The following is a 20,218-nucleotide window of genomic DNA, read 5'->3' on the forward strand; positions in this document are numbered from 1 at the left end:
TGCCGCCCCTCTCATACGAGGTGGAAAATGGATATTCTGCGCCGGAATCGAGGCGATACAGCCTGACAGCGTGTATTGCCCCCTGGTTTGGCATTTGATACGCAGGTTTTCAGGCTCGGCGATCGTCCAGTGCGACTAGAGCGCAGCCCCGGCAGTCGCCGCTATCGCAATCGCGGGAAGAACTCCAACGAGCGTCGAAATGGCATAACGCCGCAGGCTTATAGAGGCCAATGCGCAAACTCCCGTCACGGCCAGATGCGGGATGCCAATCAGGCGAAGTCCAATAATCGGTAAAATCCCACCCCTTGAAACTGCGTCATCCAACCTCTTGATGTGGCGGCCATACCGATGCTGCGAGATAGAACTCGTTCCCCGCGCTAGCCCGCAGAAAAGGATGACCGATCCAAAAAGCGCGCCTGCGGCGACCGCTGCGATGGCAATCGTCTCGCCTAGAAGCGCACCCGAGGAAAAGGAAACCGGTACGAGTGCGCCGGGTATGCCAGTAGCGTAAATACAAGCTGCCAAGCCCAAGAATGCCATAGCCAGCCAGACTTCTGACAAGGGCATTGCGAGGATTATCTCGGTCTTGTCGAGTGTTAATAAGGGGGAGATGTGAAAATCCATAAACAAGACTCGCCTGAAAATCGCTTAGCGTTCCCACGGATCCATGTGGAGGGAATAGGGGAACTTTCCCAGTGGAGGGCACCGGTGAAGCAGCGGGGTGCCAGAGACCGATCCTCGGGTATCAAACTGCCGTATCATCGTATGTCGCGGATCAAACGCGGCCTTGGCATTTTTCACTGCCCAACTTTGGTCCGCTTCCGCGTTCTCCCTTGCCTGACAATAAACTACTTTACCAGATTTTCCGAAAAGCATAACCTCTGTCCCGGAGGCGGATGAGATTGTTTCTCATTTAACCTCTCCTCAGACTAGGGGCAGCTCGCCGAGCTGCCCCCTTTTGGGGCAATAGGGAGCAGGCCCAAAAATGGGTAAATTTCTATGGAGAGGGGAACGAGCATGCAGAAAAAAACCTACTGGCTGGCGGGCGCCGCATTATTGGTGTTGCCACAAGTATTGAGTGCTCAACCGGTTGCATCCGGCCAGGATGCCGATGACGGGCAGGTTGTAACGGGCAACGTCATTATCGTGACGGCCCAGCGCCAGTCGCAGAGCTTGCAAGAGGTGCCGATCGCAGTCAGCGCGTTCGACGCCGAAGCGCTCGAAAGCCAGCAGATCGAAAACGCGTCCGATCTCCAGTTGACCCTGCCTAATGTGTCGTTTTCGAAAGGCAATTTCACCTCCGCCTCCTTCACTATCCGCGGCATCGGCGACTTATGCGTCGGCGTGACCTGCGACGCCGCGACCGCCATACATGTCAACGGATCGCCCCTCTTTGGAACCCGATTGTTCGAAACGGAATATTTCGACCTTGAACGCATCGAAGTCCTTCGCGGACCCCAGGGAACGCTCTTTGGCAGGAACGCGACCTCCGGTGTTGTGAACGTGGTTACCGCAAAACCCGACCTGTCAGGATTCGGCGCTGAAGCCGAATTCGAATATGGCAACTTCAACAGCATAAGAGCAGAGGGAATGGTAAACATTCCGATCGGAGATACGATCGGCGTCAGGCTGGCCGGAGTATATCTGAACCGAGATGGCTATACCACGAACTTGTACGACGGTTCCGACATCGATGATCGCGACATGTATGCTGTGCGCGGGTCCCTGCGTTTGGAGCCCGGCCCGAACACAACTTTCGATATCATGGGATACTACTTCCGTGAGAACGATACGCGATTGAGGAACCAGAAGCAGGCCTGCCAGCGAGATCCACTGGGAGTACTGGGCTGTCTTAACAATCGTCTCGACTACGACATCACCAATGCAAATTCCACCGTGGGGGCCACGCTTAGTTCCTCTGAATTCTTCGCTATTCAAGGCATTCCCGCAGTGCTCGGGCTCGGGAGTTTGTATGGCCCTGATGCATTCGCCGGGTTCGACAAGCCCGACGATGTCAGGGCCGTGAACACCGCCTATACACCTTTCTACTTCGCGGATGAACTGCAGATCCAGGCACGACTGGAACAAAGTTTTGGCGCAATGACGTTAACTGCCACAGGCCTGTATCAGGATACCCGGGTGGATTCGCGGCAGGATTACTTTCTCGGGATCCAGAACCGGGCTGGCTTCGCACCGGCATTGAACACACTTGCCTTCTTCGGAGCCAATGGCCTGCCAACTGGCCTTGCGCCTCCGGCTCCCGCATTCATTCCAGGGTCTTCAGGCTATTTCTCGCCAATAGTCGATGCACTCTTTCCGGGCGGACCGCAGGGGCCCCTATGTACTTCCGATAATGATGACGGCAACCGTGGTGCTTTCGAAGGAAACTCGCTTTGTTCCGAGACTCCCCTCTCCTTCGACCGTTCTGCCGAACAGCGAGAATCCTGGAGTGGCGAGCTGATCCTCGCAAGCGACTTTGATGGACCATTCAATTTTCTGGTCGGTGGGATTTATGCGAAATCCAAAACCACCGACAACAGCTATTACGTTAATTCTTTTGCGCTGGATTATGCGAGCGCTATCCTGGGATCATTCGGCTCCTTGTCGGGAGGGCTTCCACCCTCCTATTTCGGGCCTTCGATGTATCGGAACAATTCTCTGGAAGCCAATCTTGATAGCTACGGGATTTTCGGCGAAGTATATATTGACTTGACCGATCGGCTCACCCTTACGGGTGGCCTGCGTTATAACAACGACAAGAAAGATGTCACCGCACGCACCACCTTGATAAGTTTCCTGAATCCCTATTCGAACAATGGCGATCCGTTCGAGAGCCCAATAACCCCTCTTGTAAGCCCTTCAGGGCTTTTCGACGCCGACCCCGGCCAGCCTGGCCCTCAGCTGGCTCAGTTTCGCGAAGTCGGCTTTGACGACATTACGGGAAGAGCCGTTCTGGACTTCGCGATCACACAAGATAATACGGTCTACGCCTCCTATTCCAGGGGATACAAATCGGGCGGCATAAATCCGCCACTCTCTCCGATCTTTGAAGTGAGCGAAAGCTTCGGGTCCGAATCGATTGATGCATTTGAAATAGGTTCCAAGAACGTCTTTGCGAACGGGGCCCTGCAGTTGAATGCCACGGCTTTCTATTACAAGTATAGCGGACTTCAGCTAAGCCGGATTGTTGCCAGAACTTCAGTGAATGATACAATCGACGCCGATATTTGGGGGTTAGAGCTGGAAACTGTCATGCGGCCGGACCGTAATCTGCTGGTGAATTTGAACTTCAGCTACCTGAACGCCGAGGTCGCTGGCGATCAATTTTTCTCCAATCCGCGTGATCCCGGAGGCGGGGATCCGAATGCGGTGATAATCAAGGATATCAGCAATGGGGCGCACTGCGCCGTCACGGGGCCTGCTCCCGGTATTGCTGATGGGTTCGTCGCAGCAGTCAACGCAGCTTTGGGACTCCGGGGTCCCGAGGAGTTTCCTGCTGACGGCAATATCGCCTCCAGCGGTGCATTCGGCATATGCGACGTCCTGGAAAATGCCATCCCTGAGAGTAGCGGAATTCAGGTTCTTAGTCCGGGCGTGGAGGTGAATATCAAAGGCAACACCCTGCCTCAGGCCCCCAACCTCAAGGTTTCGATGGGTGCGCAGTACACAGTCGAACTCAGCAACGGCATGACTTTGGTGCCCAGGATGGATCTGGCCTTAACCGGCAAGCAGTACGGGAACATTTTCAACGGGAGAATCAATCGCATTGAACCATTCGTCCAAGCGAATGCCGTGGTTCAGCTGAACAGTGCTGATGATCGCTGGTTTTTGCGGGGATTTGTTCAAAACATCTTTGATAGTAATTCCATTACCGGATTGTATGTGACCGATGCATCTTCCGGTAATTTTACCAACATCTATACTCTAGACCCGCGGCGTTATGGAATCGCAGTTGGAGCGAAATTCTGAAATCCGATAGCTTACGGGAATGCCGTGTAAATGTAGGATGTTAGCTTCGGCGGAGCAGGATAGTGCGATTGTACAGCATGAGCGGGAAATCTCTGCCGTTCATGCTGGCAAATTCCCGGACAAGCCACCAAACGACCGGGGCTGGTCAACGGCTGCGAACGTCGTACCGCGGGGTGCTGATATTAGTAACGTAACGATTTGGGCTGGTAGCAGACTGATGAATGGAGCCGTCAAAGCCCGAAAGCACGAGGCGATCCTCTCAGGCGCCACCCGGGTGTTTGTAAGGGAAGGCTTTGATGGCACCAGCATGGAGCAGGTGGCACGAGAAGCAAAAGTTGCCAAGCCTACACTTTACAGTCACTTTCCAAACAAGGGCGCTCTCTATGTCGCGACTGTAGAAAACGCCCTTAGAAGTGTTCGCAACGAAATCGCCGAGCCAAGGCTGGCTGAATTGTCTGCGCGAAAAGGTTTGCTCGTAGTTGCAAATCAGTTGACTGATCTATTTGGACGGCACGACAGTGCCGTGCATTTATGTCGTATTGCAGTAGGGGGGTTCGAACGCTTCCCACTCGCGACAGCGGCGATTATGGACGCCGGTCCGCGCCGAGGGACGGAAAAGGTCAGGGTGCTTCTGCGTGTATGGTGCGGCCGTGGCGAACTGACCGTGGAGGATGAGCAAATCGCTGCACAGCAGCTCGTCGAACTATGCAAAGTGTCTATTTTCGACAACCGCCTATTCGGTTCGCATGAGAAAGTGCCTGTCGCCCAATGCGAGCGTGTCGCCCGCGCGGCTCACGACACCTTCATGGCGCGCTATGGTGCCTGAATGACTGAGGGGATAACGGCGGATGGGCAGCCAGATGCCGCCGATTTAGGACCGTGCCGTGTGGATCGAGTAAGCGATCGCCATCCCGGATACACGGTTCGCAGTCGAGGAAGAGCCGTTAAGTCATAAAAGGTGATGCTTTAGTGCAGACGGAAGCAATGATCTTACACGGTGAGGCAGGAATTGGTCTTGCCGCTGAAGCCTACGGGGACCAGAACGCGATGCCTGTCCTGCTCGCCCATGGGGGCGGTCAGACCCGGCGGGCGTGGAGGCGCGTAATGTGCGATCTCGCTCAAGAAGGCTTTCGCACGATTGCGGTCGATCTTCGAGGGCATGGAGATAGCGACTGGGCCCTTGAGGGCGCTTACGAGGTCCGAAATTTTGCGGCTGACTTGGTCAACATCGCGTCTCTTATGCGGCGTCGCCCAGCCCTGGTCGGGGCTTCGCTAGGCGGAATGGCAGGAATTCTCGCCGAAGGCGAACTCGCACCCGGCACGTTTGCCTCGCTAACCTTGGTCGACATATTTCCGCGCATGGAGTCCGACGGCGTGATGCGAGTGATCGGCTTCATGGAAGAGCATGTCGATAGCGGCTTCGCTTCACCGCAGGAGGCGGCGGCCGTGATCGCTCGCTATATGCCGCATCGTGCCAGGCGCGGCGCAAGCGATGGCCTCAAAAGCTATCTGCGGCAAAAAGAGGATGGCCGCTTTTATTGGCATTGGGACCCCGCTTTCATCCGCAATATCGCGGCTACCAGACGAAGCGATCCTGGCAATCAGGACCGGCAGTCGGCACAGCTGAGCCTAGCCGCGAAGAATTTCGCACTTCCGCTGCATCTCATCCGCGGCGCTTCGAGCGATCTTGTTTCCAAAGAGGCCGTTTCGCATCTGCGCCAACTGGTACCTCATACAGAATACACCGATATTGCCGATGCCACGCACATGGTCGTGGGCGATGCGAACGATGCCTTTTCCGCCGCTATCGTCGATTTCCTAGGGCGCCATCACTCATCCGATACGACTCAGCCACATGGGACGAGGGAGCCATGATCGATCGAGAGCGCCTGCAGGAAATGCTGGATATCGCGCCGTTTCACCGATGGCTTGGGCTGGAGATTGCAACATCCTCCGACCAGGGAATCGCGATCACCATGCCATGGCGCGAAGAGATCGTGTCGAACCCTATGATTGGGTCGGCGCATGGAGGGGTCCTGGCTTCACTGGTCGACCTCACTGGGCTTTATACTTTGATTGCGGGGGGTTCCGCGGCGAAAGCGACGGCCGATCTGCACGTCGATTACCACCGTCCTGCAACCACAGGCCCTCTCACTGCTCACGGACAGATCGTGAAGATCGGGCGACAGATTTCGGTGGCGGAAACCCAGATTCTCGGACCCGACGGCAAGTTGGTCGCCAGCGGCAGGGGCGCCTACTTCTCGTGAACCGGATCAATTAATCAGCGCGGCGGAACTGTTGATCTCGAAACAGGCCCTTGCCACCCCAAGCCCAGCGACTTCTGCAGTGCGATCCAAGCCAGAGTAAGGGCGCCTTTTGCCCGGGCGAGGTCTGCCGAAGCCTGCTGCTGGTCGCGTAGCGCTCGATTGAGGTCAGCCCTCGAGATCGCTCCTGCCGCAAAGCGCTGGCGATTCAGATCAGCGGCGCTATCGGCCTGGCTCTTGATCTGAGCGCGGGCTGCCAGTGCGACCCGTTGTTGGCCAAATCGTGCCAGAGCTCGCTCGGCATCCTGTAGCGCCGAGAGGACGGTTTGACGGTAGTTGGCGACAGCTTCGTCGCGGACAGCCCCGGCGCGATCGACCGACGCGTCTACCCTATCAAAATCGAGGAAGTTCCATTCCAGGCGAGGTAGCGCCAATGCCGAAAATTCACCCACATCGAAGATGTCGTCGGGGGAAGATCCGCCAAGACCCAGAATCCCCATGAAGGACAGTTTCGGGAACCTTGCCGCTTCGGCCACCCCGATCCTGGCCGTTGCAGCGGCGAGAGTGCGCTCAGCTGCCCTGATGTCGGGCCGACGCGCCACGAGACTTGCCGGCTCGCCGACAGTGACTTGTTCCGGTGGCAGAGGGATATCACGCGGCGTCCCGAGTTCTTCGGCAGTCGATCCGGGAATCCGGCCGGACAGTATGGCAAGCGCGTCGAGCAGGACCGCAATGTCGGCCTCCGCCTCGGCGAACTGGGACTTGAGCACCTCCAGCTCGGCGTTCGCGTTGCCCACTGGGAACAGCGGCAGCGCCCCCTGCTGATACCGCTGATAAGTCAGGGCCAGGATTTCTTCCTGCAGCTTGATCTGCGTCCGGTATTGGTCGGCGCGGAACTGAGCCTCCCGCAAGTTGACGTAGTTATTGGCAACTTCGGCGGTCAGCTGGACCTTTGCGTCCTCCGCATTGGCGACCGTTGCCGCAGCCTGCGCGTTGCCGGCCTCGATACGCCTCCGCGAGCCGCCCGCAAACTCCAGCTCCCAGTTGGCATTGAGACCAACATTGTAAAAGCTGAGGGCGTCGTCGCTTCCCGCCTCCGGATCGGGTTGCTGTGAGGAGGGGGGTGGCCCTCCTTGGATGTCGAGGCCGGGAAGCCGGCCCTGAATAGTGGTGGCCTGTGTTCCCAGCGCTGGCATTCTGCCCGCCCGATCCTGCCTGACCGATGCCCGGGCCTGCGCGATGCGCGCTTGCGCTGCCTGGAGCGACGGATTTTCGGACAACGCAGTTTCGACCAGCCGTGTCAGTTCAGGATCGTCGAGCAGCACCCACCATTCGGCCAGGGCCGGGTCCAAGACGCCTACGTCCTCGCCAGCGCGGACAAACCCATGGCCCGTATCCGCCGACAATATTTTCGGAGGGCCTGCGTAGTCCGGCCCAGCCGTACAGCCAGCCAGCAAGGCGATGAGTAGAAGCGATGGTATTGAACGGCGCATCATGTTGGGCTCAGTGCATCGAAAGGGAGACATTTTTTGGAAGCGGCCTCAGGAAGAGGACTAGCGGAACCGTCACGAGGGTCAGGACCCCCATCACCAGGAAGACGTCATTGTAGGTCATTATGAACGCCTCGCGTTGGAGGGTGCGGCTCAGGACGGCCATCGCCCCCTCCATGCCGCCGAAGTTTCGCGCCAGCCCGTCGAGATAGGCCTGCAGCGAAACGCTGTTCGCATTCAGCGTCTCTTCCATTCGCCGGCTGTGATGCCAGATTCGTTGGTCCTGGAACGATGCCAGAGCTGAAAGAGCGAAAGAGCCACCAAGATTGCGGGCCGCGTTGAAAATCCCCGAAGCGTCGCCAGCGTCCTCCTTGGCAACCGAAGCCACTGTCGCTTGGTTCAGGAACATCATCGACAGGATCATGCCGACACCGCGTAGGAGCTGGCTCTCGGTGAAAACGGCACCCCCGGATTCGGCTGTAAGGCTGGTGCTGACAAAGCAGCTGACCGCCATCAGCAACATGCCGGCGCCGACGGCGATGCGAATGTCGATCTTTCGGATCATCAAGGGAAGCACAGGCATCAACAGGAAGGCCGGGACGCCCATCCAGAAGATGACCAGTCCAGTCTGAAGCGCGTTGTAGTCAGAAATGATCGCGAGGAACTGCGGGATGACGTAGGTCGAACCATACATCACCATGCCCAGGGCGAGCGCCATGATCGCGACGCTGGCGAACTGTCGATTGAACAGGAGCTGCAGCTTCAAGACCGGCTTGCGTGCCTTCACCTGTCCGTAGATTAGCGAGGCAAATCCGACGATTGTGATGACCGTGAGCCAGCGAATGAGCGAGGAATCGAACCATTCCTCGCGGTGGCCCTCCTCGAGGACAACCGTGAGGCCGCCCAGCCCCAGGATGAGCCCGAGAATGCCCGCCCAATCCGCGTCGGTGAGATATTCCCACTTCGGCTTCTCGTGGGGCAGACCAACGAACAGCAGGAGCAGCAGCACACCGCAAACCGGCACGTTGACGAAGAAGGCATAGTGCCAGCTCAAATTTTCAGTCAGCCACCCGCCGATTAATGGCCCCATCACGGGCCCGAGGATCACGGTCATGCCGAACAAAGCCATCCCGATCGGCTGCTGATGCGGCGGCAGCCTTTTGGCGACGATGGTCATTGCCGTTGGAATGAGCACTCCGCCCATGAAGCCCTGGCCCGTGCGGCCGATAATCATGGTCGTAAGGTCGGTTGCAATCCCGCACAGCACCGAAAAGGCGGTGAACGCGCTGACCGCGATGATGAGGAGGGTTCGCAGACCGAAAAGGCGTTCCAGCCAGGCGCTCAGAGGAATGACGACAATCTCGGCAACGAGAAAGGAGGTGGCGATCCAGGTGCCCTCAGCGCCTGTGGCACCGATCTCACCTTGTATGACAGGCAGAGCCGAATTGACGATTGATATGTCCAGCGTCGCGAGCATGGCGCCGAGCGCGCCCGCGGCCACAGCAACCCAGGCGGTCGCGTCCGCGTTTTTCCGGCCCGCGACCGGACTTCCGGGAGTGCCAGGGGCTGCCAGTCCCTCGGTCATTGCGTCCGGCTCGAGATTTCTTCCAGTTCACCTGCCGCATTCCGGGTGTCAACGGTCGCCACGACTGACATGCCGGGAACGAGCAGACGCCGAACTTCAAGAGGAGCCTTAATAGCTATGCGGACGGGTATCCGCTGAACGACCTTCGTAAAATTGCCGGTGGCATTCTCGGGGGGGAGGATTGAAAATTCCGCTCCCGTTCCCGGCGATATGCTGTCGACACGTCCCGCAATTCCAAGGTCGGGCAGGGCGTCGACCTCGAGCCGGACGCTCTGGCCGGGTCGGATCAGGCCGACCTGCGTCTCCTTGAAGTTCGCGGTCACGTAGATCGCGCTTACCGGAACCACCGTCATCAAACGCTGACCCGGCTGCACGAACTGGCCCACCCTCACCGAGAGATCGCCGACCCGGCCTGCCTTGCTGGCGCGCAGCAAGGTCGATTCAACCGTAAGGTCGGCTGTTTCTAGCTGCGCGCGCGCAGCGTCGGCCTGCGCCCGGGTCTGGCCAATCTGCTCGAACAGGGTCGCCCGGCGAGCCGTCGCGGCAGAAACCGCCGCCTGCGCAGCTGCGAGTTCGGCGCGCGCCTGCCGCGCCTGCGCCTCATACTGTTCGAGCTTTTCCCGCGGTTCGGCTCCGGTGGCGGCCAACGGTCGATACCGCGCCACCTGGTCGTTCGCGAGGTCGACCGAGGCGCGGGCACCGGCAAGCTGCGCTCGCGCCTGCCGGATGGCCGCGTCCTGCTCGGTAACCTGAGACCGGATTGTGTCTGCCCCGGCGAGCGTCGCGGCAATCTGCGCGCGTGCCTGTTGAGCTTGCGCCTGATAATCCCGCAAATCCAGTTGTACGAGGACCCCGCCGCGAGCAACCTGCTCGTTCTCCCCCACGAAGACCTCCTCGACGTATCCCGCTACCTTGGAAGAGATAACGACGCTGTCGACAGCGACATAGGCATTGTCGGTCGACTGCATGTACTGGCCGTAGGTAACGTGCCGGAAGTACCACCAGCCCCCGCCAAGCAGGACGGCAAGACCAATAATGATTAACACGACGCGCAAGCTACGTCGCGATCGCGGGTTCGTTGGGGTTGTGCCCTCCTGCTCCGGTTCGTTGGAGGTATCGGTCATCTGACTCTTTCGGCAGCTTCAGTAAGAGGTGAACGGGCCACGCGCCTATAGGCCGTGCGTCATATAGTAAAGTGTTTTAGCAGTTTGTGTTTGGGCATCCGAGGCGATCGGACTACACAGTCCTATGGACGAAAACCCAGATACCGTGACACGGTCTCAGCGTCGGCGGAAGGTATTAACCGATGATGACCGCATTCTCTATCTTTTGAACGAGATCAGTCGGGGAGCCCGAAGGATGTACGATGCACGGGTCGCCAGGATCGGTCTCAATCAGACACAGTGGCGGATCATCGGACAACTTCTTCGCGACCCTGTCCTCACGCAGGCCGAAATAGCGAAGAAACTGGAACTGGAATCAGCGACTATCGGCCAAGCGGTCGCAAGTCTTTGTGGCAGAGGGCTAATGGAAAGGGTTCGAGCCAAAAAGGACCGGCGAGCGTGGCAGCTCATTCTCACTGAGCGGCTTGATGACCTCCTGCCCGAACTAAGGGGCTCCGCTGATCGGCTTCATGACCTGCTCTGGCGCGACATTGCCGCGGATGAGAAACGTACATTGAGAGACATTCTTGCGAGGGTATCGGCAAATCTTGACCAACAACGGAACGAGGCAGATTAAAAAAACATGTCTTCTTTTCCTGAAAAGCCTATAAGCAGTATGGCTCGCGCTGCGGAGATCGGCCAGATTCTTGTAAGGCACGGGGCCAAGAACCTCGCGGGAGCCTTCGGGTTTATTCCTTCTACCAGCCCAGTTATTGACACCCGCGAATTTCGCCCAGCCGCAGTGGTCGCGTTCCTGCGTGACATCGGGCCGGTGGGTATAAAGCTGGGGCAGCTCCTCGCCACGCGCAGCGATCTGTTTGCCGAAAACTGGATCACGGCATTCTCAACCCTGCACGATCAGGTGTCGCCAGTACCTTTCGCGCATATCGAGCCCGTTCTTGCTTCAAGCTGGGGTGAGGACTGGCGGAACGACTTTGTGCAATTCGACGAACAGCCTTTGGCCTCCGCCTCCATAGCGCAGACCTATTCCGCCAAACTGCGGGACGGAAGCGATGTCATCGTGAAGGTTCGGCGGCCAGGCACTGCCGCTCGGATGGAGGCTGATGTGCGCCTCCTTGTACGCCTTGCCGGGATCGCGGAAGCACGGTCGCCAGACATTGCTCGCTACCGGCCAGCCGAGTTTCTGCGTACCTTCGGCCGCAATCTCGCCTGGGAGATGGACCTCGCTGCGGAATCCAGAGCGTGCGAGCGGATTGGCGCCTATCTCGATACCATTGGGGTCAAGACTCCGGCCATCCATTGGGAACTAACGGGGCTCCGGGTCAACGTACAGGAACGCCTGTACGGCCGGCCGGCTTCTTCGCTGGCCAACTCCTCTGGCGATCCACAGGTGGCTCGTTTCGCCAAAAGCTATGCCGACGCAGTCCTGCGCATGATCATTCTGAACGGTGAATTCCACGGCGACCCGCATCCCGGTAATGTTTTCCTGATCGGCGAACAGGATGTCGGATTCATCGATTTTGGATCGGTCGGGACGCTCACCAAGGCCAGACGCGGCGAGATTGTTCGGCTTGTGCTCGCGATTGCCGGCGAGGAAACCAGCGGGGTCGCTGATGTTCTTCTCGCATGGGCGGGAGAGCCTAAAGTGGATCGCGCTGCACTGGCGCTAGATCTCGATCAGTTGATTGGAGAGTTCAAGGGGGCGGTGCTCTCCGGTATCGAGTTCTCGCAGATCTTCTCGCGAGTATTCGACTTGTTACGGGATTTCCAGCTGGTCCTCCCGCCCGATCTAGCCATTCTTCTGCGGACCTTGCTGACGGCCGAAGGGTTTGTCCGATCGCTGGCACCCGAGTACAACATTGCCCAGGAAACCCGGCCGATTATGATGGAGCTTCTCTCAGAGCGGTTCTCACTTGGCAGTGCTCGGTCAGGGCTGAAGAAAATCCGCCGTCAACTGCTGGGATTGTCGGCGTCCCTGCCCGGTATACTTGCGAACGCGAGCTCAATCGCAAAATCTGGCTATCTGCCGGTCCAACTCGATCCGATCAGTGTCGAACGGCTCGCGGCCAGCCACCATCGAGATCAGTCCGCCAAAGGGCCGGTAGCCGCTGCATTGATCGTTGCCTCCGCGCTGCTTGTTGATCAGTCTTGGCTGCTAGCTGGTGCATCACTGGCAGTTGCCGGTCTCGTCCTTCTCTGGAGGTGGTAGCGCAGCCGTTATTTCAAGTCCGCAGGAACAGGGCGGAACTGGCCAGCGCTTGGCAAGTGCCTCGGGCGCATACCTGATAAGTGACGGAGAGACTCTTGCTGAAACGATCCAAACCCGTTTTGGGACCACCGCCTGGATAGGAGAACGCAACCCAAATGGAAGCAAGGGCCTGCTTCTTTAGACCCAGTACAAATCGGTGAGCAGCCGATTGGCTCAACGCGTTCATGGTTAAAAAATGGCGCCGTTCTTATCCCAGCGCTAAGAAACATAGAGGTCACTACTCACATAAGGTTGCTCGGCGTCCGGTCCAAGACGGCGATTATTGTAAGGCATCAACTGGACAGATATATTCCAGGCTCAATCTTGGGTTATGTTGTTATGGAGCATTTTAATGAACTTCGTCTCTATTTGCGGTGCTACCGCAGTCCTGCTCCTTGCAGCGGCTCAACCTGCGCTTGCCCAGGATGATCAGAAACCACGCCGCACGCGGATTGCGCTCGGCGGTCAGCTTGTGCCCAGCTATCCGGGTTCCGATGACCTGAGCTTTCGTCCGCTTGTCGATGTCGCTCGCGCGCGCGGCACCGATCCCTTTCAATTCGAAGCACCGGATGAAAGTTTCGGATTCCCTCTTGTTAGATTTCAGCAACTGACCATCGGCCCCGCCCTGAACTTTGAGGGCAGCCGGTCTGCTGCGGACGTTAGCGTGGACCTCCCGAAAGTGGGGTTCACGGTCGAGCCGGGTGTGTTCCTTCAATACGATCTGTCTGAAAACGTGAGGCTACGCTCAGAGCTTCGAAAAGGCCTGGGAGGCCACGAGGGGTGGGTCGGGAATATCGGTGCCGACTTCGTGGCCCGTCGGGGGGACGACTGGCTCCTTTCAGCCGGCCCTCGTGTTACCTTCGCGGACGAGACCTACAACAGCGCTTACTTCTCTGTAGCTCCCGATTCGGTATCCGGCCTGCCAGCGTTCTCGGCGGGTGGAGGGATTCTGTCGGTTGGGGCGACACTCGGCTATGTGCAGCAAATCACCAAACGTTGGGGAGTCTATAGCTACGCGAAGTATGATCGACTTGTGGGTGACGCTGCCGACTCGCCGGTAGTGCGAATAGTTGGTTCACCAGATCAGATTTCTGGAGGGCTTGGCCTGACCTATACGTTCGGTGCAGCCGGCTCGTAACGCCCGATGATGAGGGGCGGCAGGTAGCAGTCGCCGCTCCGTATGACCGCCGGCACCACCGTAAGCCTTTGCCGCAGCGATCCCGGCGCGTAAGGAATTTGAAGAGGCACGCTTCACGAGGAGAATTGGATGAATTTGCGAACGCCCGTCGATCCGGTTTCTGCCGCGACCATGCTGTTGCTGCGCGACGATCCGAAGTTCGAGGTTCTCATGGTAAAACGGCACCACCAGATCGATTTTGCGTCTGGCGCATTGGTGTTTCCCGGTGGCAAGCCCTCAGCCGGCGATGCAGTTCCTGAATGGATCGATCATTGCAGTGGTTGGGATTCCTTCGATCACACGCAACGGACCTTGCGGATCGCTGCCATCCGTGAAGCTTATGAAGAAGCAGGAATCCTGTTGGCCGAAAATAGCGACGGTACGACATTTGAGGGCGCCTGCGACCTTGAAAGCCGCAAGGCGGTAGAGCGAGGGACTCAGGGATTTTTAGACATCGTGCGCGACGCCGGCGTGCGACTGCGGCTCGACCGGCTTACTCAGTTTGCAAGGTGGGTTACGCCAGCATTCATGCACAAGCGCTTCGACACCCATTTCTACGTTGTCCGCGCTCCCGACCGGCAGATTGCCGCCTGCGACGGATACGAAACCGTCGACGCGGAATGGCTTTCGCCGCGCAGGGCGCTGCAAATGGGAGAAGCTGGAGAGCGAACGGTTATTTTCCCGACCCGGCTGAACCTGCAATTGCTGGCAGAAGCAACGAGCGCGGAAGATTGCGTTGCACAGGCTGAAGCCCGCGAGATGGTGACGGTCCTACCTGAGATCGTCGAGCGCGACGGCAAGAACGTCCTCACTATCCCGGAGAACGCGGGATATGGTGCCGCTTACGAATTTGTAGGTTGAAAGCCGGCCTGCAAGAAGCCCGAGCTTTGCTGGTGCCTCCGTACATCGGGGGCCGCTACTGAGACCTCATCGAAAATCTCAAAGTGATCCGTCAGTATTGCTGCTCGGGGACGTGCAGAACTAAGCCGTCCAGCTCTGGCATTATTGGAATCTGGCAAGCAAGACGGCTGTATTCGCTCGTCCCTTCGGCGAACTGCAGGAGGTCGAATTCCATACTGTCGTCCGCCAGGCGACCTACCTTGTCGATCCACGCGGGATCGACATGGACGTGACATGTCGCGCAGGCGCAGACACCGCCGCAATCGCCGTCTATGCCTGGCACATCGTTGAAGAGCGCCGCTTCGCGCGCGGTTTCGCCTTTGGCCACCTCGACCTCGCGCCGCGTTCCCTTACTGGAAACGAACGTTACCTTTACCATCTTGAACTCCGTATATTTGCTCGCGGGGGCAGCCGGTCAGCGTGCGTGCAGCCGAACCGGTAGCTTGGTGATTCCCCGAACGAGGTTTGAAAACAGGCGTTCGGGCTCGCCGGTTACTTCGACTTGCGCGAACCGCTTGTGAATCTCTTCCCAGATGATCCGCAGTTGCAGTTCGGCAAGGCGGTTGCCCATGCAGCGATGTATGCCATAACCAAAGGACAGGTGATGACGAGGGTTCTTGCGGTCGACAATAAACTGGCTGGCCCTGTCGATCGCTGTCTCGTCCCGGTTGCCCGACAAGTACCACATGACGACCTTGTCGCCTTTCCTGATTTGCTTGCCACCGATCTCCCAATCCTGAACGGCAGTGCGCCGCATATGGGTCAGCGGGGTCTGCCAGCGGATGATCTCGGGCACCATGCTGGCGATCAGCGAAGGGTCCTCGTTCAGCTTGCGGTATTCATCCGGGTTCTGGTTGAGCGCCAGGACGCCCCCGCTGATGGAATTGCGCGTGGTGTCGTTGCCGCCAACGATAAGCAGGAGGAGATTGCCGAGAAATTCCAGGAAGGGCATGTCCTGAGTCGCAGGCGAATGAGCCATCATCGAAATCAGATCGTTCTTCGGTTCTTCGTTGATGCGCTGCTCCCACAGGCCTTTGAAATACATTGCGCATTCGATGAGCTCAGCTCGCCGTGCCTCGTAGGATTCCACGATTCCAGTTTCGGGCGCGGCCGTTGTCACGTCTGACCATCGTGTGAGCTTGCGTCGCTCTTCCCACGGAAAATCGAACAAGGTCGCCAGGGTCATCGTGGTTAATTCTATAGAGACCTTGTCGACCCAGTCGAATTCTTCGCCAACGGGTAGCGTGTCGAGAATTTCGCCTGCGCGCTCGCGAATAATCGGCTCGAGCAGCAGCAGGTTGGAGGGCGCGACCGCGGGAGTGACTGCCTTGCGCTGCTGGTCGTGCTTGGGCGGGTCCATGGCGATGAACATTTCGAGTTCAAGCGCGCCTTCGACGGAATGCATATCCTGGATTGCGATGCCGCCCAGTTTCGCCTCCGACGAAAAAACCTTGTGGTTGGTATCGACCGCCATGATGTCGTCGAACTTGGTGATCGACCAGTAGGGCCCGACGTAGCTGGCCCGGCAGTAGTGGACAGGGTCTTCACGCCGCAGGCGATCGAAGAACAGACCTATGGTGTCCTTCTGGAACAGGCTTGGTCGCGAAACATCGATCTCGTCGATCGGGATGGACGCGATCTTTTCTGCCGAATCCAGTTCAATCGTGGCGGTTTCCATGTCCCATCCTTCGTCGTGGCTACTCGTCGGCATTGGCGAAAGGTAGGCCGCCCATCCCTAGTCGTCAATAATCCTTATAATCTTTAATTTCTCGACCCTCAGTGCCACACCCTTCGGAAGGAAGTGTGGACAGGGTTGCGATTTAAGTCTTATAAGCATTCTTGATGGGAGCTAATCGACAGATGCGGCCGAGGGCCGATGTCACGAAGAAGACCAAGCGCGCGCTCTCGCTCGCTCAGCACATTGTTCGCGATATCGAAGCTGGAGCCCATATTGCGGGGGACCGGTTGCCGCGCGAGGATGAAATGCTTGCGCGATATGACGTTGCCCGGGCAACCTTGCGAGAGGCGCTGCGCTTCCTCGAACTCCAGGGCGTCATTCATCTGCAACTGGGGCGCGGCGGCGGTCCGGTCGTCGCACGTCCGCAAACCGGCGATTTTGCTAACAGTCTTTCGCTTATCCTGCATTTCATGGAGGCAGACCTGCGGGGGCTGCTCGAACTGCGCGAAGCGATCGCGCCCGATGTTGCCGCTTACGCCGCCCAGCGAGCGACCACTGGCGACCTGAGCGCCCTTGCGGATTGCCTCAAGGAGCTCGAGCGCAATGTCGAAGGAAGCAGGTTCGAGGAATTGAATCGCCGCTTTCACGACCTTTTGGGCTGGGCCAGCGGCAATCCCCTATTCGGCCTGCTGACTTCGGCGATGCATTTGCTGACCCGCGAATTCTCGCACTCGCTGGGCTATTCGGCGCAGGAACGAGCTGTTCAATTGCGATTTCTGCGCCGCGTTCTTGAGGCCGTTCGCACCGGCGATAGCGAAGCTGCGCGGAACTCCATGGCCCGTCTTGTGTCGGGGTCCGCCGCCTATCTCGCGGAGAGAAGCCCGGAACTGGTGAGCCAGAAGGTCCGGTGGGGACACATTTAGCTACGCGTCCGGGACGGTCGCGGGATGGAGAGGAAGACAACGATGGCACTCAAGAGCCGCATTTGCGAAATTCTCGGGATCGAATATCCGATCCTCCTCGCCGGCATGGGCGGGGCGAGCGTTCCCGCGCTCGCGGCTGCCGTTTCGAATGCCGGGGGGCTCGGCGTTCTGGGCGCAGCGGCGTGCTCGCCGGACCAGTTGCGTAGCTGGATCCGTCAGACCCGCGAGATGACCGATAAGCCGTTCGGGGTGGACACCCTTCTGCCAGCCTCGGTCAGGCGGGGTTCGTCGCCACAAAGTGGTGATGCGCCCGACAACCCGATGGCATTGCTAGGCGAATACCAGGAGTTCACCCGCGATTTCATGGAGCGGGAGCATCTGCCCCACGTCGATGCTGCAGCGGCGATGCGCGCCGCGGGTGCGCCGGAAATGGGCAAGAGCGGGCTCCAGCTGTTCTCGAGAGAGTTCTTCGAGGCGCAGATGGAAGTGGTGATTGAGGAGAAGGTGCCGGTCTATGCCGCTGGCCTCGGCAATCCTGAGCCCTGGATGGACCGTCTTCACGCCAATGGCACCAAGGTCATGGCGGTGATCGGCAAGGTCAAGCACGCTCGGCAGGTGGTCGATTCCGGTATCGACATGATCGTGGCGCAGGGTCACGATGGCGGCGGCCACAATTCCCCGATAGGAACCATGTCGCTGATCCCGCAGGTCGTCGATGCAGTCGGCAATCGTGTGCCCGTGATCGGGGCAGGCGGTATTTCCGACGGTCGCGGAGTCGCCGCGGCGCTGATGCTGGGGGCCGAAGGTGCGTGGATCGGCACGGCCTTCCTCGCTACGGACGAAGCCGGGATCGAGCACTTCCAGAAGGAAGCGATCACCGAAAGCGGCGATGCGGACACGGTCGTCAGTCGTTCGCTGACCGGCAAGCCCGCGCGAATGATCCGCAACAAATGGGCCGATGCATGGGTTGCGGCGGGCAAGGAGCCCCTTCCCATGCCGTATCAGTCGATGGTTTCGGGGCCGGTCATGGCGTCGGGCATCAAGGCCGAACGCAAGGACATCATGCCTGGCTTTGCTGGCCAGGGAATTGGCCTGATCGACGCGATCCGGCCAGCGGCAGAGGTCATGCGCGATCTGGTGGATGAGGCGGAAACAGCCCTGGCCAGCGCCCGTTCATATTCCTGACAGCGGCTGAACGGGGCATGGCATGACCACATCACCCTCACGCGGCTTCGCGGACAAGGCTGCAATTACCGGCGTCGGCGAAACGGACTTTGTGAAAGGCACGGAACGGACCGCGGTTGACATGATGCTCGAGGCATCGCGCCGCGCGATCGCTGACGCGGGGCTGACGCCGTCCGACATCGACGGCATGGTTCCGCCGCCGATCTACACGACATCGGAGGAAATGGCCGCCAACCTCGGCATCGACGTGCTGCGCTATGCGGCCACCGTCCACATGGGCGGCGCCAGCCCGACGACGGCGTTGCAGAACGCTGCGATGGCGATCGCCAGCGGCGTCTGCAATCACGTCCTCGTGACGCTGGGCTGGAATGGTTATTCGGCGCTCAGGCCCAAGGCCGGTGCGCCGCCAACCCGGCCGATGAACATGAACACGCTGACCAATACCATCCAGGGCTATTATATCCCCTATGGCGTGTTCCTGCCGGTCCAGATGTATGCGTGGCTGGCGACCCGCCATTCGCAGCTATACGGGGTAGGCGCGGATGCGATGGCGGCTATCGCACTGGCCTGCCATCGGCACGCGCAGTTGAACCCCCGCGCCTTCACTTATGGTCGGGCGCTCGATGCCGAAACCTATCACGCTGCGCGCTGGATTTCCGAGCCGTTTCGCCTCTACGATTGCTGTCTGGAAACCGATGGCGCCTGTGCGGTCGTCATTTCGCGGATCGATCGGGCGAAGGACATGCCCCATGTGCCCGTGGCCATCGCCGGCACCGCCGAAGGCCATCCTTACCCCGCAGATGATATCCCTTCCCGGCCCGATCCCTTCAAGATCGGGCTCACCTATGCCGCGCCGCGTGCCTTCGAGATGGCCGGGGTCAACCGGGAAGACATGGATTTCCTGCAGATCTACGACTGCTTCACCTATGTCGTTCTGCTGCAGCTCGAAGCTCTTGGGTATTGCGAGCCTGGAGGGCAGGCGGAATTCGTCGCCAACGGACAAATCGAGCTCGGTGGCCGCTACCCGATCAATACCCATGGCGGCTTGCTCAGTGAGGCGCACGTCTGGGGCCTCAACCATGTCATCGAAGCGGTGCGCCAGTTGCGCCACGATTGCGGCGAACGACAGGTGCCAGATGCCCAGATCGGCCTTGTGACCGGCTGGGGGGACCTCGGCGACGGGAGCATTGCCATCCTCAGGAGGTTTGCATGAAAGATGAGCAGGATCTGCCGCCGAAAATGCGGACTTCCGGCCAGAAGGTGCCTGGCAAGCCGCTGCCGCGCCCTCAGGATCCGGTCGAGCAGGAGTTCTGGGAACGCTGTCAGGATGGGCACCTCTATTTCCAGCGGTGTGGGAATTGCGGCCTTTACCGCCACCTGCCCCGGTATATGTGCGCGAAGTGCGGATCGCCTGAATATTCGTGGGAACGCAGCAGCGGCAAGGGGACGCTGTATTCGTGGACTGTCACTCACCAGGCCCTGCATCCTGCGTTTGCCGCCGAGATTCCCTTCGTTGCGGCAGTTGTGGAACTGGAAGAGGGTGTTCGCATGGCCACGCGCCTGATCGACTGGAATCGCGAAAATCTCGCGCTCGACCTTCCGGTGGAAGTAGAATTCGAAACGGTCGGGGATGACTTCCGGCTGCCTGTTTTCCGTCCTCGCGAAAGATAGAAAC

At 59.0% G+C, this 20,218-nt stretch carries 19 protein-coding genes; 12 read left to right on the plus strand and 7 right to left on the minus strand.

Annotated elements, in window-relative coordinates; all coding sequences use genetic code 11:
• Positions 1-135: 135 nt before the first annotated feature.
• Entirely contained in the window at positions 136-624 is a 489-nt protein-coding gene (locus ACQ5J0_RS03350; RefSeq protein WP_462569109.1) for a VTT domain-containing protein, read from the minus strand.
• Positions 625-1,017: 393 nt separating this feature from the next.
• Here ACQ5J0_RS03350 and ACQ5J0_RS03355 point away from each other — a divergent pair, with 393 nt between their 5' ends.
• Together ACQ5J0_RS03355 and ACQ5J0_RS03360 are read left to right on the plus strand one after the other, a co-directional pair.
• Complete coding sequence (locus ACQ5J0_RS03355) at positions 1,018-3,969, plus strand: TonB-dependent receptor (protein WP_462569110.1); 2,952 nt, start codon at positions 1,018-1,020, stop codon at positions 3,967-3,969.
• A gap of 217 nt (positions 3,970-4,186) precedes the next feature.
• A complete protein-coding gene (locus ACQ5J0_RS03360; protein ID WP_462569111.1) occupies positions 4,187-4,795 on the plus strand; it encodes a TetR/AcrR family transcriptional regulator in 609 nt (202 codons plus the stop codon).
• 164 nt (positions 4,796-4,959) lie between these two features.
• Here the strand turns inward: ACQ5J0_RS03360 and ACQ5J0_RS03365 are convergent, their stop codons facing one another.
• Complete coding sequence (locus ACQ5J0_RS03365) at positions 4,960-5,130, minus strand: hypothetical protein (RefSeq protein ID WP_462570159.1); 171 nt, start codon at positions 5,128-5,130, stop codon at positions 4,960-4,962.
• On the opposite strand from ACQ5J0_RS03365, the gene ACQ5J0_RS03370 reads away from it, so the two are divergent.
• Both ACQ5J0_RS03370 and ACQ5J0_RS03375 read left to right on the plus strand, forming a co-directional pair.
• A complete protein-coding gene (locus ACQ5J0_RS03370) occupies positions 5,074-5,844 on the plus strand; it encodes an alpha/beta fold hydrolase (RefSeq protein ID WP_462569112.1) in 771 nt (256 codons plus the stop codon). The genes ACQ5J0_RS03365 and ACQ5J0_RS03370 overlap by 57 nt on opposite strands.
• Complete coding sequence (locus ACQ5J0_RS03375; RefSeq protein WP_462569113.1) at positions 5,841-6,236, plus strand: hotdog fold thioesterase; 396 nt, start codon at positions 5,841-5,843, stop codon at positions 6,234-6,236. Before ACQ5J0_RS03370 ends, ACQ5J0_RS03375 begins: the two co-directional genes overlap by 4 nt.
• A gap of 14 nt (positions 6,237-6,250) precedes the next feature.
• On the opposite strand, the gene ACQ5J0_RS03380 is transcribed toward ACQ5J0_RS03375, so the two are convergent.
• From ACQ5J0_RS03380 to ACQ5J0_RS03390, 3 genes are read right to left on the minus strand one after another with little or no spacing between them, the layout of a single operon-like run.
• Complete coding sequence (locus tag ACQ5J0_RS03380) at positions 6,251-7,729, minus strand: efflux transporter outer membrane subunit (protein ID WP_462569114.1); 1,479 nt, start codon at positions 7,727-7,729, stop codon at positions 6,251-6,253.
• A 7-nt stretch (positions 7,730-7,736) separates the two neighbouring features.
• Complete coding sequence (locus tag ACQ5J0_RS03385) at positions 7,737-9,308, minus strand: MDR family MFS transporter (RefSeq protein ID WP_462569116.1); 1,572 nt, start codon at positions 9,306-9,308, stop codon at positions 7,737-7,739.
• The gene (locus ACQ5J0_RS03390) at positions 9,305-10,432 is read right to left on the minus strand and encodes an HlyD family secretion protein (protein ID WP_462569117.1); all 1,128 of its coding nucleotides are present in this window, start codon (positions 10,430-10,432) and stop codon (positions 9,305-9,307) included. Before ACQ5J0_RS03390 ends, ACQ5J0_RS03385 begins: the two co-directional genes overlap by 4 nt.
• Positions 10,433-10,667: 235 nt before the next feature.
• Here ACQ5J0_RS03390 and ACQ5J0_RS03395 point away from each other — a divergent pair, with 235 nt between their 5' ends.
• The 4 genes from ACQ5J0_RS03395 to ACQ5J0_RS03410 all read left to right on the plus strand — a co-directional run bounded on the left by ACQ5J0_RS03395 (position 10,668) and on the right by ACQ5J0_RS03410 (position 14,718).
• Positions 10,668-11,048: a MarR family winged helix-turn-helix transcriptional regulator gene (locus ACQ5J0_RS03395; protein ID WP_462569118.1), complete on the plus strand. Its 381-nt coding sequence runs from the start codon at positions 10,668-10,670 to the stop codon at positions 11,046-11,048.
• Positions 11,049-11,054: 6 nt separating this feature from the next.
• Entirely contained in the window at positions 11,055-12,641 is a 1,587-nt protein-coding gene (locus ACQ5J0_RS03400) for an ABC1 kinase family protein (RefSeq protein ID WP_462569119.1), read from the plus strand.
• A gap of 391 nt (positions 12,642-13,032) precedes the next feature.
• Positions 13,033-13,818, plus strand: coding sequence for a MipA/OmpV family protein (locus ACQ5J0_RS03405; RefSeq protein ID WP_462569120.1), 786 nt, complete (start codon positions 13,033-13,035; stop codon positions 13,816-13,818).
• Positions 13,819-13,947: 129 nt separating this feature from the next.
• Complete coding sequence (locus ACQ5J0_RS03410; RefSeq protein WP_462569121.1) at positions 13,948-14,718, plus strand: NUDIX hydrolase; 771 nt, start codon at positions 13,948-13,950, stop codon at positions 14,716-14,718.
• 91 nt (positions 14,719-14,809) lie between these two features.
• On the opposite strand, the gene ACQ5J0_RS03415 is transcribed toward ACQ5J0_RS03410, so the two are convergent.
• Positions 14,810-15,136, minus strand: coding sequence for a 2Fe-2S iron-sulfur cluster-binding protein (locus ACQ5J0_RS03415; RefSeq protein WP_462569122.1), 327 nt, complete (start codon positions 15,134-15,136; stop codon positions 14,810-14,812).
• Positions 15,137-15,172: 36 nt separating this feature from the next.
• A complete protein-coding gene (locus ACQ5J0_RS03420; protein ID WP_462569123.1) occupies positions 15,173-16,435 on the minus strand; it encodes a cytochrome P450 in 1,263 nt (420 codons plus the stop codon).
• A gap of 182 nt (positions 16,436-16,617) precedes the next feature.
• Between ACQ5J0_RS03420 and ACQ5J0_RS03425 the strand changes: the two genes are divergently transcribed.
• From ACQ5J0_RS03425 to ACQ5J0_RS03440, 4 genes are read left to right on the plus strand one after another with little or no spacing between them, the layout of a single operon-like run.
• The gene (locus ACQ5J0_RS03425; RefSeq protein ID WP_305930731.1) at positions 16,618-17,358 is read left to right on the plus strand and encodes a FadR/GntR family transcriptional regulator; all 741 of its coding nucleotides are present in this window, start codon (positions 16,618-16,620) and stop codon (positions 17,356-17,358) included.
• A 42-nt stretch (positions 17,359-17,400) separates the two neighbouring features.
• Positions 17,401-18,543, plus strand: coding sequence for an NAD(P)H-dependent flavin oxidoreductase (locus ACQ5J0_RS03430; protein ID WP_462569124.1), 1,143 nt, complete (start codon positions 17,401-17,403; stop codon positions 18,541-18,543).
• 22 nt (positions 18,544-18,565) lie between these two features.
• Entirely contained in the window at positions 18,566-19,756 is a 1,191-nt protein-coding gene (locus tag ACQ5J0_RS03435) for a thiolase C-terminal domain-containing protein (protein ID WP_462569125.1), read from the plus strand.
• The gene (locus ACQ5J0_RS03440; protein ID WP_462569126.1) at positions 19,753-20,214 is read left to right on the plus strand and encodes a Zn-ribbon domain-containing OB-fold protein; all 462 of its coding nucleotides are present in this window, start codon (positions 19,753-19,755) and stop codon (positions 20,212-20,214) included. The genes ACQ5J0_RS03435 and ACQ5J0_RS03440 overlap by 4 nt, the downstream gene beginning before the upstream one ends.
• Positions 20,215-20,218 lie beyond the last annotated feature (4 nt).

The organism is Qipengyuania sp. SM2512 (assembly GCF_054954005.1).